At 48.2% G+C, this 14,305-nt stretch carries 15 protein-coding genes; 14 read left to right on the top strand and 1 reads right to left on the bottom strand.

What is annotated here, in order from left to right:
* The first annotated feature begins 17 nt into the window (after positions 1-17).
* Genes fmt through spoVM form a run of 8 tightly spaced genes read left to right on the top strand, consistent with a single transcriptional unit; the run spans position 18 to position 7,429 of the window.
* Positions 18-968 (top strand): methionyl-tRNA formyltransferase, encoded by a 951-nt coding sequence (fmt, locus tag AB1K91_RS10995; protein WP_413089882.1) that lies wholly within the window; start codon positions 18-20, stop codon positions 966-968.
* Positions 955-2,298, top strand: coding sequence for a 16S rRNA (cytosine(967)-C(5))-methyltransferase RsmB (gene rsmB / locus AB1K91_RS10990; protein ID WP_413089881.1), 1,344 nt, complete (start codon positions 955-957; stop codon positions 2,296-2,298). Before fmt ends, rsmB begins: the two co-directional genes overlap by 14 nt.
* A gap of 60 nt (positions 2,299-2,358) precedes the next feature.
* On the top strand, positions 2,359-3,114 hold the full coding sequence (locus AB1K91_RS10985; protein WP_413089880.1) for a Stp1/IreP family PP2C-type Ser/Thr phosphatase: 756 nt from the start codon (positions 2,359-2,361) through the stop codon (positions 3,112-3,114).
* Position 3,115: 1 nt separating this feature from the next.
* Positions 3,116-5,113: a Stk1 family PASTA domain-containing Ser/Thr kinase gene (pknB, locus tag AB1K91_RS10980; protein ID WP_413089879.1), complete on the top strand. Its 1,998-nt coding sequence runs from the start codon at positions 3,116-3,118 to the stop codon at positions 5,111-5,113.
* Complete coding sequence (gene rsgA, locus AB1K91_RS10975; protein ID WP_413089878.1) at positions 5,114-5,998, top strand: ribosome small subunit-dependent GTPase A; 885 nt, start codon at positions 5,114-5,116, stop codon at positions 5,996-5,998.
* Positions 5,999-6,000: 2 nt separating this feature from the next.
* Complete coding sequence (gene rpe / locus AB1K91_RS10970; RefSeq protein WP_413089899.1) at positions 6,001-6,654, top strand: ribulose-phosphate 3-epimerase; 654 nt, start codon at positions 6,001-6,003, stop codon at positions 6,652-6,654.
* A 3-nt stretch (positions 6,655-6,657) separates the two neighbouring features.
* Positions 6,658-7,302 (top strand): thiamine diphosphokinase, encoded by a 645-nt coding sequence (locus AB1K91_RS10965; protein ID WP_413089877.1) that lies wholly within the window; start codon positions 6,658-6,660, stop codon positions 7,300-7,302.
* The gene (gene spoVM, locus AB1K91_RS10960; RefSeq protein ID WP_340082140.1) at positions 7,295-7,429 is read left to right on the top strand and encodes a stage V sporulation protein SpoVM; all 135 of its coding nucleotides are present in this window, start codon (positions 7,295-7,297) and stop codon (positions 7,427-7,429) included. Before AB1K91_RS10965 ends, spoVM begins: the two co-directional genes overlap by 8 nt.
* Before the next feature lie 83 nt (positions 7,430-7,512).
* Here the strand turns inward: spoVM and rpmB are convergent, their stop codons facing one another.
* Positions 7,513-7,701, bottom strand: coding sequence for a 50S ribosomal protein L28 (gene rpmB, locus AB1K91_RS10955; RefSeq protein ID WP_038560076.1), 189 nt, complete (start codon positions 7,699-7,701; stop codon positions 7,513-7,515).
* Positions 7,702-7,919: 218 nt separating this feature from the next.
* Here rpmB and AB1K91_RS10950 point away from each other — a divergent pair, with 218 nt between their 5' ends.
* From AB1K91_RS10950 to fapR, 6 genes are all read left to right on the top strand, one after another.
* Positions 7,920-8,282, top strand: coding sequence for an Asp23/Gls24 family envelope stress response protein (locus AB1K91_RS10950; RefSeq protein ID WP_095214661.1), 363 nt, complete (start codon positions 7,920-7,922; stop codon positions 8,280-8,282).
* A 30-nt stretch (positions 8,283-8,312) separates the two neighbouring features.
* Positions 8,313-9,959: a DAK2 domain-containing protein gene (locus AB1K91_RS10945; protein WP_413089876.1), complete on the top strand. Its 1,647-nt coding sequence runs from the start codon at positions 8,313-8,315 to the stop codon at positions 9,957-9,959.
* Positions 9,960-10,055: 96 nt separating this feature from the next.
* Positions 10,056-10,718 (top strand): L-serine ammonia-lyase, iron-sulfur-dependent subunit beta, encoded by a 663-nt coding sequence (sdaAB, locus tag AB1K91_RS10940; protein ID WP_413089875.1) that lies wholly within the window; start codon positions 10,056-10,058, stop codon positions 10,716-10,718.
* A 15-nt stretch (positions 10,719-10,733) separates the two neighbouring features.
* Positions 10,734-11,618, top strand: a complete 885-nt coding sequence (gene sdaAA, locus AB1K91_RS10935) for an L-serine ammonia-lyase, iron-sulfur-dependent, subunit alpha (RefSeq protein WP_413089874.1) — start codon at positions 10,734-10,736, stop codon at positions 11,616-11,618.
* Positions 11,619-11,623: 5 nt separating this feature from the next.
* Positions 11,624-13,660, top strand: a complete 2,037-nt coding sequence (gene recG, locus AB1K91_RS10930) for an ATP-dependent DNA helicase RecG (protein ID WP_413089873.1) — start codon at positions 11,624-11,626, stop codon at positions 13,658-13,660.
* Between the two features lie 75 nt (positions 13,661-13,735).
* Positions 13,736-14,305, top strand: coding sequence for a transcription factor FapR (fapR, locus tag AB1K91_RS10925; RefSeq protein WP_413089872.1), 570 nt, complete (start codon positions 13,736-13,738; stop codon positions 14,303-14,305).

Raw genomic sequence — 14,305 nt, 5'->3', positions numbered from 1 at the left:
GAAAGGAGCTTATTTGAATGAAACGTATCGTATTCATGGGTACACCCGATTTTGCGGTGCCCGTACTGAAACAGCTGACAGAGGAAGACTGCGAGGTGGTGCTCGTCGTCACCCAGCCCGATCGCCCGAAAGGACGCAAACGCATCCTCACCAGCTCACCTGTGAAGGAGGAAGCTCTGAAGCACGGGATTCCGGTTTATCAGCCGGAAAAAATCAAGGAAAGTTTTGAAGAGATCTTTTCCTATGAGCCTGATTTGATCGTAACGGCTGCGTTTGGCCAGATATTGCCCAAAGCACTGCTTGATTACCCGCAATATGGCTGTATCAATGTACATGCTTCCCTGCTGCCGGAACTCCGCGGCGGAGCACCGATTCATTATGCCATCCAGCAAGGAAAAGCCGAGACAGGCGTCACCATCATGTATATGGTAGAGAAACTGGACGCAGGCGATATGCTGCTGCAGCGTTCTGTTCCGATTACATTGGAAGATCATGTTGGAACGATGCATGATAAATTGGCAGTGCTTGGGGCGGAAATGATCCATGATATCCTTCCTGATATCTTTGCTCGAAACGTGACACCGATCAAGCAGGATGAAGACAAGGTGACCTTTGCCCCGACAATCAAACGGGAACAGGAAGTGATTGATTGGAGCCGTTCGAACTGGGAAGTATTCAATCATATCCGTGGGATGCACCCATGGCCGGTCGCCTTCACGACATACAAAGATAAGCCTTTCAAAATATGGGGCAGTGAACTGCTGGATCAAAAGTACGACGGAGAACCAGGGGTCATTGCTGCAATCGAGTCCGACGGTATCGTTGTTGTTTGCGGTAACAACAAAGCTGTCAAATTGACACAGGTTCAGCCGGCAGGCAAGAAACAAATGACTGCAGCAGATTATCTGCGCGGTGTCGGTAAAGATATGCAAGCTGGAGAAAGGTTGGGCCAGCATGAAGAAGTATGAACTGCGTGACACAGCGGTCACATTATTGACACGGATCGGGGATCAGGGCGGTTACAGTCACCTGCTCCTTGATCAGGCAATACGGAAAAAAGACTTTGACAGCCGGGATACGGCACTCCTGACAGAAATCGTCTATGGAACGTTGTCTTATAAACTGACATTGGAGCATTTTCTCGGTCGGTTTGTGTCCAAGAAATTGGAAACATGGGCCAAATGGCTCCTGCTGTCTGCTTTTTATCAGATGTACGCGCTCGATCGGGTGCCTGATCATGCTGTCATCCATGAATCTGTCGAAATCGCCAAGCAGCGGGGACATAAAGGTATTGCATCACTTGTGAATGCTGTACTGCGCAACGTGCAGCGAAAAGGCTTTCCGAATCTGGATGAAATCAAGGACCCGGCAGAGCGTATTGCATTGGAAACGAGCCATCCCCGCTGGTTGGTTGAGCGCTGGATTTCACAATATGGAGAGAAAACAGCCCGGGAAATGTGTGCTGTCAATCAGGTGGAAAAGCCCATAAGTGTCCGCGTACAGCCACTGCTTACAACACGTGAGAAAGCGATGGAGGAACTGGAGGCCCAAGGCTTCACTGTCCGTCCTTCTGTCATCGATACGCAAGGAATCATCATTGAAAAAGGCAATGTCCTGAAAAGCGATCTATTCCTCTCCAATCAAGTGACCGTCCAGGATCAGACGAGTATGCTTGCAGGTCGGATGGTGGATGCAAAAGCAGGGATGACAGTGCTCGATGCTTGCAGCGCGCCAGGTGGCAAGACGACGCATATTGCGGAAACGATGGACAATCAAGGCAAGCTCTATGCGTATGACCTGCATGCCAAAAAAGCGAAACAGGTCCAGCAGAAAGCCGAAAAGCTCAAACTGACCATCATCGATGCCAACCAGGCAGATGCCCGGAAGCTGCAGGAGAAACACGAACGAGAGAGCTTCGATCGGATTCTGCTTGATGCACCTTGTTCCGGACTAGGTGTGCTAAGAGGTAAACCTGATATCAAATACCATAAGTCGGCACAGGATGTCTTATCACTTGCTTCCATTCAAGCCGACCTGCTGGAAGAGGTGGCGCCGCTTCTGAAAATAGGCGGGAAGCTTGTCTACAGTACTTGTACTGTCGATCAAACAGAAAATGAACAAGTTGTCCGCGCTTTTCTAAAACAGCACCCTGAATTCGAAGTCGATCCGGATTTCCGCAGTGATTTGCCGCCAGCCATTCACGATGCACCTGGACTGACTGATGCGGGTTTGCAGATTTTCCCGCAGGATTTCAATACGGATGGCTTTTTCCTTGTTCGACTTGTTAGAAAAGGGTAAGAAATGTGGTAGGATAAACTTGGAGCAGCAAACAGACTGCATATAGATGAGGTGAAAAGCGTGAGAGGTTTTTTCATTACCGACCGTGGCCAGATCAGAAGTCATAATGAGGATGCAGGCGGGGTGTTCTCTAATTCCCATGAACAATATCTAGCAGTCATTGCAGATGGCATGGGCGGACACAAGGCGGGGGATGTCGCCAGTCAGCTTGCCATTTCCCATTTACGTAGCTGGTGGGAATCCGCAAGTGTCTTCGATTCTCCGCAACAGACGGAAGAAGCAGTCAAGCAAGCAATCAAAGAAGTCAATCTGCGTGTTTATGAAGCGTCACGTCAGAGCGAGGAATTGTCAGGTATGGGGACGACGATCGTTGCAGCTGTTTGTACAGATGATTTTGTGACAATTGCCCATATTGGCGACAGCCGCTGCTATCTGCTGAATGACGAGGGATTCAAGCAAGTGACGGAAGATCACTCCCTTGTAAATGAATTGGTCCGATCGGGTCAGATCACGGAACAGGATGCCGAGCACCATCCGCGAAAGAATGTTCTGCTGCGCGCACTCGGGACAGATCAGGAAGTGGAGATGGACTTGGTATCCATCACCTGGGAAGCCGGTGATCGTCTGCTGTTATGCTCGGATGGACTATCAAATAAAATTGACAAGCAAGAGCTTTTGCAATATCTCACATCGGGGGAAGAGATTGAACATATCGCTGCCCAGCTCGTGACGGTTGCCAACGAGCGAGGCGGGGAAGATAATATTTCTTTGATCATAGCCGATTTGGCTGATACACCTGTCCGGGAGGGTGCTTAGCATGCTCGAAGGACGTACGCTGAATGAACGGTACGAAATTCACCGTCCGATCGGCGGAGGCGGTATGGCAAATGTCTATCTGGCTCAGGATGTCATTCTCGATCGTGAAGTTGCCGTCAAAGTCCTGAAATTGGAATATGCCAATGATGAAGAATTCATCGCCAGATTCCACCGGGAAGCCCATGCGGCTACCAGTCTTTCACATCCGAATATCGTCACGATATATGACGTCGGCGATGAAGAGGGCATCTACTATATGGTCATGGAATACGTCAGCGGAATGACATTGAAGCAATACATACAGACGCATGGTTCCATCGTGGTACCTGATACGGTGGATATCATGAAACAGGTCACCTCAGCGATTTCTCACGCACATGCCAATGGAATCGTTCATCGCGACATCAAACCGCAGAATATCCTGATCGATGATTATGGCAAGGTGAAGGTGACGGATTTTGGTATTGCCACAGCCCTGAGTGCAACCTCTTTGACCCAGACAAATGCCATGCTGGGCTCTGTCCATTATTTGTCTCCCGAACAAGCAAGGGGAGGCATTGCAACCAAGAAGTCGGATGTTTATTCCCTTGGTATCGTCATGTTCGAATTGCTTACCGGCCGTCTGCCATTTTCCGGCGAATCAGCAGTGAGCATCGCTTTGAAGCATTTGCAGACGGAAACCCCATCGGTCAGACGCTGGACTGGCGATATCCCACAAAGTGTGGAGAATATCGTGCTGAAAGCCACAACAAAAGATCCTTTTTACCGTTATATGAGCACCTACGATATGGAAGCTGATCTGGAAACATGTCTGGATCCGTCCAGAGCGGATGAACCGCGCTTCACGCCGCCTAAGGACGATGGCGAAACGACCAAGGCGATTCCGATCATATCCGAGAAAGACCTTAATCAAGCGTCATTAGCCGATACGATCGTACATAACGGTCATACGAATCCGCCGAAACAAGAAGAAAAGCCAAAAAAGAAGAAAAAACGCTGGAAAGTCCTTTTATGGATTGCTGTCATCATTTTGGTGCTGGCGGGTACGGGAATAGGTCTGGTGCTTGCGACGACGCCGAAGGAAGTTACGATGATCGATGTGACTGGAGACTCTTATGCAGATGCAGTTGATAAGCTATCCGATCTGGATTTGCATGTAAAACGCGAAGCTACGGCATCTGATACAGTGGAGGAAGGGAATGTCGTCAAGACGGATCCTTCAGCCGGCAGTAAAATCAAGGAAGGCACCAGTGTCACGGTTTACACAAGCATTGGGAAGGAAAAAGAAGAGTTCGATGATTATGAGGGCAAATCATTCTCCCAAGTGGAAAAACTGTTGGATGATAAGGGATATAAAAATGTACGCTCTTATGAAGAGTTCTCGGATGAACCGGTTGGTACGATCATCTCCCAGATCCAGCCTCAAGCTGGATCCAAAGTGGTTCCGGAAGACACGACTGTCATCTTTGAAGTGAGCAAGGGACCGGAAGCGGTGACATTGACGGATCTTACGGGTATGACGGAAGAAGAGGCTCAATCTTACTTGGATAAGAATAATCTTGATGGCAGTTTCATCGAACAGCCATCTAATGAAGTCGAAGAAGGCGTCGTGATCCGTCATGAACCAAGAGCGGGACAGTCGATTGAAGAAAATGGCAGTGTCGATCTGTATGTCTCGACTGGTCCGGAGAATCTTCCGCCCGCAACACATACCGTGACTTTTACTGTTCCATATGAACCAGAGGATGCTCAAACGGGGGATGCGGAAGGAACAGGGGAGGGACAGGATGAACCTGTCCCGCAACTTGTTCAGATATACGTCGGTGATGCCGATCATGATGTGACGGAACTTTATGATGAACGTTTGATCACAGAGGATGAAGAAATTTCGCTCACACTCAGCATACCGGCAGGCGGGGAAGCTGAATATCGCGTACTTCGAAATGACGAAGTGTTCTTGGAAAAAACTGTTCCGTATGAAGACAGGGAAGGTGAATAAATGCCATCAGGTAAGATTATGAAAGCATTGAGCGGGTTTTATTATGTCCTGACAGATGACGGAGAAACCTATCAATGCCGTGGCAGAGGTGTGTTTCGCAAACAAAAGATAACGCCGCTTGTCGGTGATGAAGTGGAATTCGAGGCAAAGACAAAAAAGGAAGGTTATGTGCTGGATGTCCTGCCGCGAAAAAATGAGCTCATCAGGCCGCCGATTGCAAATATCGATCAGGCCATCATCGTAACGTCGGCAGCACAGCCGGATTTCAGTACGGCTTTACTCGACCGATTCCTAGTTTTAGTGGAATCAAAGCATATCGAGCCGGTTATTTTCATTACGAAAATGGACATGCTGTCGACAGATGAACTAGCTAGGATGGAAGCATTTAAAGAAGATTATCAGCGCTTCGGATATCCCGTGGAGATGTTTTCTTCCAAGGAAGAAACTAATTTGGATCGAGTCAAGCTCCATATGAAAGACAAAATCTCGGTTATAGCGGGGCAGTCAGGTGTCGGCAAATCATCGATGCTGAACGCCATCGATCCGCGGCTGGAGCTGGAAACAAAGGAAATATCCGAAAGTCTTGGACGTGGCCGCCATACGACCAGACATGTAGAGCTGATTCCGATTGGCGGCGGTCTTGTCGCCGATACCCCGGGATTCAGTTCGCTGGAATTTACTGAATTAGAAGCCGAAGAGCTGCCATCATGCTTCCCGGAATTCAGGGAGCGGGAAGACAGCTGTAAATTCAGGGGCTGTATGCATCACAAGGAACCTAAATGTGCAGTGAAGCAAGCGGTGGACGCAGGGGAGATTCCGGAATACCGCTACACGCATTATTTGCAGTTCCTTGAGGAAATCAAATCGAGAAAGCCGAGGTATTAATGATGACAAAAATCGCACCATCTATTCTTTCAGCTGACTTTGCCAACCTGGCTGCGGAAATCCGTGATGTGGAAAAAGGCGGAGCCGATTACATCCACGTGGATGTAATGGATGGACATTTTGTTCCGAATATTACGATCGGACCGCTGATCGTCGAGGCGATTCGTCCTGTGACGGAGCTTCCGCTCGATGTTCATCTCATGATTGAAAAACCCGAACAATATATCAAAGCATTCGTAAAGGCTGGTGCCGATATCATCACTGTACATCAGGAGACGTGCATCCACCTGCACCGCACCATCACGATGATCAAGGAACTGGGAGTCAAGGCAGGGGTCGTGTTGAATCCGGCCACACCTGTCAGTTTGATCGAAGAAATTTTGCCGGAGGTTGATATGGTACTTTTGATGACGGTCAACCCTGGTTTTGGCGGTCAGCGCTTCATTCCATCTGTATTGAAGAAGGTGGAAGAATTAGCAAGCCTTCGCACAGCGCTGGGAATCGACTTCGAAATCGAAATCGATGGCGGTGTGAATGCCGATACAGCTAAATTATGTACGGATGCCGGTGCGGATGTACTGGTCGCCGGCAGTGCGGTCTATGGCCAGGAAGACCGGGCAGCGGCAATTGCAGCAATTCGGGAAGCGGCTGAATGACAAATGGCAGCAAAATTTAGTATCGGGGTGGTCGGAGGTGCTGGCAGACTGCCGGATTTACACGCTGAAAACCATCAGATATGGATCGGAGCCGATGCTGGTGCAAAAGCACTGGCGTCTGCCGGTATCCGGATGAAGCTGGCGATAGGAGACTTTGATTCGGTGTCAGATGCGGATTTGGTGTTGATCCATCAATATGCTGATCAAGTACTCATGTACCCGCCGGAAAAAGATGAAACGGATTTTGAACTGGCAATTCGTCATGCGGAAGAAATCGGTGCAAGTGATGTGGCCCTGTATGGAGTGACTGGCGGAAGGCTTGACCATGAACTGATCAATATCCAGATGCTTTTCAGGCTGCTTGATGCATTTGATCAGGCCGTCATCATCGACAAGCAGAACATGATCCGCATGCACAGACCAGGTACATACCGAACAATACAAGATGATACATACCGTTATGTATCATTTCTTTCCTTCTCTGAGCAAGTTACTGGTCTAACCTTGACCGGCTTTAAATATCCTTTAACAGATGCTTCAATCCATTGGGGCGAGACGCTGTCCATCTCCAATGAGCTTGTTGCACAAACTGGTACTTATTCATTCACCTCAGGCATAGTAATAATGATAAAGAGCAAGGATGTTTAAAAGCTACAGCGTTAGGCTGCTCAGGAAAAAGGAGGAAGGGGAACTTATGAAATTCTATACCTTTAAACTCCCGAGGTTCATCGGTGGCTTCGTCCGTGTCATTATCGGAACGTTTAAAAAAGATTAGCACAAAAAAAGCACTCCTTTTGAAAAAGGGTGCTTTTTTTGTCGCATGCGAATGCTACCATAAAAGTATTTTAGAAATGCTATTTATACGCGTTCGATGTTACCTTTTTTAAGCGCACGAGCTGAAACGTAAACTTTTTTAGGTTTACCATCAACAAGGATGCGAACTTTTTGAACGTTTGCTTTCCAAGTACGTTTATTAGCGTTCATGGCATGAGAACGAGCATTACCAGAACGAGTTGTGCGTCCTGTGATTACACATTTGCGTCCCATGTTATCCCTCCTAATATGACGAGTAGTTTGTAACACTAAACAAATTTATCACAACTTGGCGCGTAATGCAATAATCTAACAAAAATATATCAAGAAAAATTACTTGACAGTATTCTGTTTAGCTGGCATTGTAGAAAGGGCTATTTTTAATCCGCTTTCAAATAAAGCTTCCATATAGTATAGTAGGAATAGATTTGATAAGCGTTAGGAGGAGCCGCATGAGCCTTCATCTGACTACAGAAGATGGAAGAATCACGATTGCAACGGATGTAATCGCAACATTGGCTGGGAGTGCCGCCGTAAAATGCTATGGCATCGTCGGTATGGCTTCCAGACATCAATTACGTGACGGCATTGCAGAAATTCTCCGCAGGGAGAACTATTCAAAAGGAATAGTCGTAACCCAGGCGGACAACAAAGTCCAGATCGACTTGCATATTATCGTAAGTTATGGAACGAAAATATCCGAGGTTGCACATAATGTGCAATCACAAGTGAAATATACATTGGATCGGGCATTGGGCGTGCTGACGAGCTCTGTGAACATTTATATTCAAGGCGTCAGCGTTTCTGCAGACTAGAATAGCCGGCAGATTTAAGGAGGAAACAGTTTGAGTGTTGGAAATGTGGATGGGAAGACATTTGCGGGGATGCTGCTGACCGGTGCACATCATCTGGCGGATAACGCCAAGACGATTGATGCATTGAATGTATTTCCTGTGCCGGACGGCGATACAGGTACGAACATGAACTTAACGATTACGTCTGGGGCAAAGGCTGTCCAAGAATCGGACAGCGAAGAAGTCGGCGTGCTTGCTGCAGCCTTTGCCAAAGGTTTGCTGATGGGGGCAAGAGGAAACTCAGGAGTCATACTTTCTCAGCTTTTCCGCGGTTTTGCCAAAGCGCTGGAAGGAAACAAGGAACTGACTGCAGGCAAGCTTGCCAATGCATTGGATGCTGGTGTTAAAACTGCATATAAAGCAGTCATGAAACCTGTCGAAGGGACAATTCTGACTGTAGCGAAGGATGCTGCGGCTGCGGCTGTCGAAAAATCAAAGACTGAAGCCGACCCGGTGGCGTTATTCAGATTTGTGGTGGAAGCTGCAAGAAACAGTCTGAGCCGAACTCCTGATTTACTTCCTGTTCTCAAGGAAGTCGGCGTTGTGGATAGCGGTGGCCAGGGACTGGTCACAGTTTATGAAGGTTTCCTTGCCGCTTTGACAGGGGAAGAGCTTCCTGCTGAGGTTCAGCATGGCAAGATGGAGAATCTTGTGAGTGCAGAGCACCACAAGCAGGCGCAGGATTTTTTGGATACAGCTGATATCACGTATGGCTATTGCACGGAATTCATGGTCAAATTCGAAGCGGACAAACTGAAGGAAAATCCATTCGATGAACAAGCTTATCGTGAGAATTTGAACGGTAGAGGGGATTCCTTGCTGGTGGTCGCCGATGAGGATGTCGTGAAGGTGCATATCCATACGGAATATCCAGGGGAAGTCATGACATACAGCCAACGCTATGGCAGTTTAATCAATATGAAAATCGAAAATATGCGGGAACAGCATGCAGCTATCGTCGGTAAAAAAGAAAAGCAGGAACGAAACCAACACGCTATTGTCACAGTGGCGATGGGTGATGGTGTGAAAGCTTTGTTTGAAAGCCTTGGTGCAAATACTGTCATTTCAGGCGGACAGACGATGAATCCGAGCACGCAGGACATTGCTGATGCCATCAAAGCAGCGAATGCGGAATCTGTTTATATACTGCCTAATAATAAGAATATCATAATGGCCGCTGAGCAAGCTGCTTCCATGGCTGAGGTACAAGCTTTTGTGGTTCCGACCAAAACGATTCCGCAGGGTATGCGATCCTTGCTTGCTTTTGAGGCATCTCAGTCGGCAGATGCTAATAGAGAGGCCATGACGGAAGCATTGACACAAGTGAAATCCGGTCAGGTGACGCATGCTGTTCGCGATACGACAATCGAAGGCGTCACAATCAAGGAAGGCCAGCACATTGCTATTTTGGAAGGCAAGATCATCTCAGCTGCTTCCGATGCAGAAGCAGCGCTGGAGCTATTGCTTGAGAAAATGGTAAGTGATGAAGATGAATTGATTACAGTCATCCGCGGAGAAGATGCGACCGGAGCGGACGACCGCTTGGAGGATTTCGTCGAAGCGAAATTCCCTGAAGCGGAGATTGAGGTCCATGAAGGCAATCAGCCGGTTTACACGTACTTGGTTGCAGTTGAATAAGAGTGGGGAAAGCTCCTTGACGGGAGCTTTTTTCATTGGTTGCAGTAGGAACATATGTGTGATGCATGATAAAATAGAAGCAAGAGGAGTGAGCCTATGAAATATCAATCCGTATTCGATATTATCGGGCCGGTCATGGTCGGCCCATCCAGTTCTCATACTGCCGGTGCAGCCCGAATCGGTCGTGCCGCCAGGCTGATTTTCGGGAAAGAGCCGACTTGGGCGACGATCCATTTATATGGTTCATTTGCAAAAACGTATCGCGGGCATGGTACCGATTTGGCAATTGTCGGCGGTTTGCTTGGTTATGACACTGATGATGATCGAATCAGGTTCGCACTGGAAACAGCAGATAAACAAAATATGAAAATAGAATTCATAGAAGATACTGCTGCGACAGATCATCCGAACACGGCCAGAGTAAAGCTTGGTACCGAAGACAGCAGCATGGAGCTGGTCGGTATCTCAATCGGCGGTGGGAAAGTGGAAATTACCGAACTGAACGGTTTTGAACTGCGAATGTCAGGTAATAAACCAGCTATTTTGATCATGCATAACGATCGATTTGGTGCAATTGCATCCGTAACGCAAATATTGGCACAGCACGAGATAAATATAGCGCATATGGAAGTTTCCCGGAAGGATGTCGGGAAGGATGCGCTGATGGTGATCGAGACGGATCAGAATGTGGAGGATGATGTGATGCGTATTCTGGAGAAAGCTTCACACATCAACCGGGTATCCCGATTGATCAATTAACAGGAGGAATGAAATATGTTTCGCAATGTAGCGGAATTGCTTGAACAAGCGAATGCGGACAGCATTTCTATCTCAGAAGTGATGATCCGCCAGGAAATGGATGTCCATCAGCGTTCCCGCGAGGAAGTCATGGGGCAGATGGAACGCAACCTGGAAATCATGGAAGAAGCAGTGGAACGCGGTTTGAAGGGGGTTACCTCCCATTCTGGATTGACTGGAAATGATGCCGTCTTGCTTCAGCAATACATGGAAAAAGGCAATACACTGTCAGGGCATCTGTTATTGGATGCAGTCAGTAAAGCTGTTGCAACGAATGAAGTGAATGCAGCAATGGGAATGATTTGTGCAACTCCGACTGCAGGAAGCGCAGGATGTGTACCTGGTGCTTTATTTGCTGTTAAAGAAAGGTTGAATCCGACTCGTGAGCAAATGGTTCGTTTCTTGTTCACAGCAGGAGCTTTCGGATTCGTTGTGGCCAACAATGCATCCATCAGCGGTGCTGAAGGTGGTTGCCAGGCTGAAGTAGGCTCTGCTGCTGCGATGGCCAGTGCAGCTGTGGTGGAAATGGCTGGCGGTACACCAGAACAAAGTGCCGAAGCATTTGCGATAACATTAAAAAACATGCTTGGCCTTGTATGTGATCCTGTAGCTGGTCTAGTAGAAGTGCCGTGTATCAAGCGAAACGCTGCTGGTGCTTCTAACGCCATCGTATCTGCTGATATGGCGCTGGCGGGTATCACAAGCAGAATACCTTGTGATGAAGTGATTGGAGCCATGTACCGGATCGGCCGTTCCATGCCGTCAGCACTTCGGGAAACAGCGGAAGGCGGATTGGCTGCCACGCCGACTGGGCGCAGACTGGCAGATATGATTTATGGGATAACAAAAGGGAAAGAGTGAGGAATGTGTTGAAGCAACCGGTTGATCAAGTCAAGGGAATCGGTGCAAAGCTTGCGGAAGGATTAGCGAATATGGGGATCTTCACAGTCGAAGATCTCCTTTTTCATCTGCCATATCGCTATGATATTTTCGATGTGCAGCCGCTCGCAGAACTGATTCATGATGATAAAGTGACGATTGAAGGTGAAATCGCTTCCCCTGCCCATGTGCAATACTATGGACGGAAGAAAAATAAATTGACTGTGACACTTTTGGTGGAAAATGTTGCAGTGAAGGCGATCATGTTCAATCGTGCATTTGCGCAGAAACAGCTGCTGCCGGGCCGGAAAGTGACGATGACGGGAAAATGGGATCAGCATCGCCTGCAGCTTACGGCTAGTAATTTCAAGGTTGGCGGAGCAGATGAACTGACTCCTGTACAGCCTGTTTACGGTGTGAAAGGATCGGTGACGGTTAGACAGCTGCAAAAAAGTGTGAAACAAGCACTGGAACAATATGACGACGAAATCGAAGAGATTCTACCTTCTTCTTATTTGGCATCCTATAAAATGCCTGACCGGAAAACAGCACTGCAGCATATGCATTTTCCGCCTGATAGAAAAGCTTTGGCTCATGCGAGGAGGCGATTCACTTACGAAGAATTCCTCCTTTTCCAGCTGAAGATGCAATTTATCCGAAAACAAAAACGGGAAGCTTCCAGCGGGGGGAGCTTAAGCTTCGATAACGAGAGGGTACAAGCATTCGTTGCTACCTTGCCATTTACGTTGACGAACGCCCAGCAGCGTGTATTGACAGAGATCATGCGCGATCTTAAATCGTCATATCGGATGAATCGTCTGCTGCAGGGGGACGTGGGTTCAGGTAAAACAGCAGTTGCCGCAGTTGCACTTTATGCAGCTGTGACAGCTGGCAAGCAGGGTGCCATCATGGTTCCGACAGAGATATTGGCAGAACAGCATGCCCAATCTCTTAGCGGGATGCTGGATGGCTTTGCCACTGTAGCGCTTCTGACTGGAAGCGTTAAAGGCAAGCGCCGGAAAGCCGTTCTTGAACAAGTTGCAAATGGTGAAGTGGATATCCTGGTCGGGACGCATGCGCTGATCCAGGATGAAGTCCATTTCCGTGATCTTGCATTGGCCATCGTTGATGAACAGCATCGTTTCGGTGTTGCGCAGAGGCGGACACTTCGTGATAAAGGCTTGCACCCGGATGTCCTGTTCATGACAGCCACCCCGATTCCGCGTACCCTGGCGATCACTGCTTTTGGGGACATGGATGTATCAGCAATCGATGAGATGCCGGCCGGCCGCAAAGAAATAGAAACCTACTGGGTGAAGGAAAATACGATTGACAGGGTGCTGGATTTCATCCGCAAGGAAGTTTCAGCAGGTCATCAGGCATATGTGATCAGCCCGCTGATCGAGGAATCGGACAAGCTGGACATCCAGAATGCCGTCGATTTGCATGAAATGCTGTCTGCTGTTTTCGAACCGGATATCCATGTCGGGCTCATGCATGGGCGGCTTCCCGCCGATGAGAAGGAAGAAGTGATGAAGGAGTTCGCGGCCAATGATACACAAGTGCTTGTATCCACTACGGTAGTTGAAGTAGGGGTGAACGTACCCAATGCCACTTTGATGATCATCTACGATGCGGAACGTTTTGGCTTGTCACAGCTGCATCAGCTTCGTGGGCGAGTGGGCCGGGGAGATGCGCAAAGCTATTGTATCCTGATTGCGGAACCGAAAGGGGAAATCGGCAAGGAGCGAATGCGTATCATGACCGAAACAAATAATGGTTTCGAGCTTTCCGAACAAGATTTGCAGCTTCGCGGACCAGGTGATTTCTTCGGGAAAAAGCAGAGCGGTATACCGGAATTCAAGGTGGGGGATATGGTGCATGATTATCGTGCTCTGGAAACGGCGCGTAAGGATGCAGAGCAAATCATAGCAGAGGAAAGGCTTGAAAACGACCCGGCTTATCGTAATTTATTGCAAGCACTGGACGCTGAGTTTGCCTTGAATGGAAACGTATTGGACTAAAAACGGCGGTTGCAAATTCTGGGCTGCTATTATATATTACTTTTAGTACCTAGTCTTAATTTTGGCGGTGGAGAAATGAGAAGAAGCAAAAAAGACAGACAGGACTTACTGCGGGAAACGATTGAAAAAACACCGTTTATCACAGACGAGGAATTGGCAAAAAAATTCGGCGTCAGCATCCAGACAATCCGACTGGACAGAATGGAGCTAACGATACCGGAATTACGGGAACGAATCAAGCACGTCGCCAATTCGCAATGGAATGAAACCGTGAAATCCATCAATATTGATGAAGTCATCGGGGAAATCATTGATTTGGAACTGGATGAACGGGCAATCAGCATATTGGATATCAAGCCAGAGCATGTTTTCTCACGAAACCAGATCGCCAGGGGGCATCACCTGTTTGCGCAGGCCAACTCGCTCGCTGTGGCGCTGATCGATGATCCGTTTGCCCTTACTTTCCACTCCGAAATCACCTTCACAAGACAAGTGAAACTCCACGAGCGGGTAGTAGCGAAAGCGAAGGTCATTCGGCAGGACAGGAAGCGGACGGTCATCCAAGTGGATAGTGCTGTGGATCAGGAACAAGTATTCAAAGGTACGTTTGAGATGTTCCGCTCGAGCGTCAAAGAAGGGAAATAA

Source organism: Terribacillus jepli (assembly GCF_047228925.1).
Taxonomy (GTDB): domain Bacteria; phylum Bacillota; class Bacilli; order Bacillales; family Amphibacillaceae; genus Terribacillus.
Note: the sequence above shows the minus strand (reverse complement) of the source record. Positions and strands in the feature narration are given on the sequence as shown.

Excerpts from the sequence above, each read along its gene's own strand:
- fmt (WP_413089882.1), top strand. The coding sequence starts at position 18 with ATGAAACGTATCGTATTCATGGGTACACCCGATTTTGCGGTGCCCGTA.
- rsmB (WP_413089881.1), top strand. The coding sequence starts at position 955 with ATGAAGAAGTATGAACTGCGTGACACAGCGGTCACATTATTGACACGG.
- pknB (WP_413089879.1), top strand. The coding sequence starts at position 3,116 with ATGCTCGAAGGACGTACGCTGAATGAACGGTACGAAATTCACCGTCCG.
- rsgA (WP_413089878.1), top strand. The coding sequence starts at position 5,114 with ATGCCATCAGGTAAGATTATGAAAGCATTGAGCGGGTTTTATTATGTC.
- rpe (WP_413089899.1), top strand. The coding sequence starts at position 6,001 with ATGACAAAAATCGCACCATCTATTCTTTCAGCTGACTTTGCCAACCTG.
- AB1K91_RS10965 (WP_413089877.1), top strand. The coding sequence starts at position 6,658 with ATGGCAGCAAAATTTAGTATCGGGGTGGTCGGAGGTGCTGGCAGACTG.
- spoVM (WP_340082140.1), top strand. The coding sequence starts at position 7,295 with ATGTTTAAAAGCTACAGCGTTAGGCTGCTCAGGAAAAAGGAGGAAGGG.
- rpmB (WP_038560076.1), bottom strand. The coding sequence starts at position 7,701 with ATGGGACGCAAATGTGTAATCACAGGACGCACAACTCGTTCTGGTAAT.
- AB1K91_RS10950 (WP_095214661.1), top strand. The coding sequence starts at position 7,920 with ATGAGCCTTCATCTGACTACAGAAGATGGAAGAATCACGATTGCAACG.
- sdaAB (WP_413089875.1), top strand. The coding sequence starts at position 10,056 with ATGAAATATCAATCCGTATTCGATATTATCGGGCCGGTCATGGTCGGC.
- sdaAA (WP_413089874.1), top strand. The coding sequence starts at position 10,734 with ATGTTTCGCAATGTAGCGGAATTGCTTGAACAAGCGAATGCGGACAGC.
- fapR (WP_413089872.1), top strand. The coding sequence starts at position 13,736 with ATGAGAAGAAGCAAAAAAGACAGACAGGACTTACTGCGGGAAACGATT.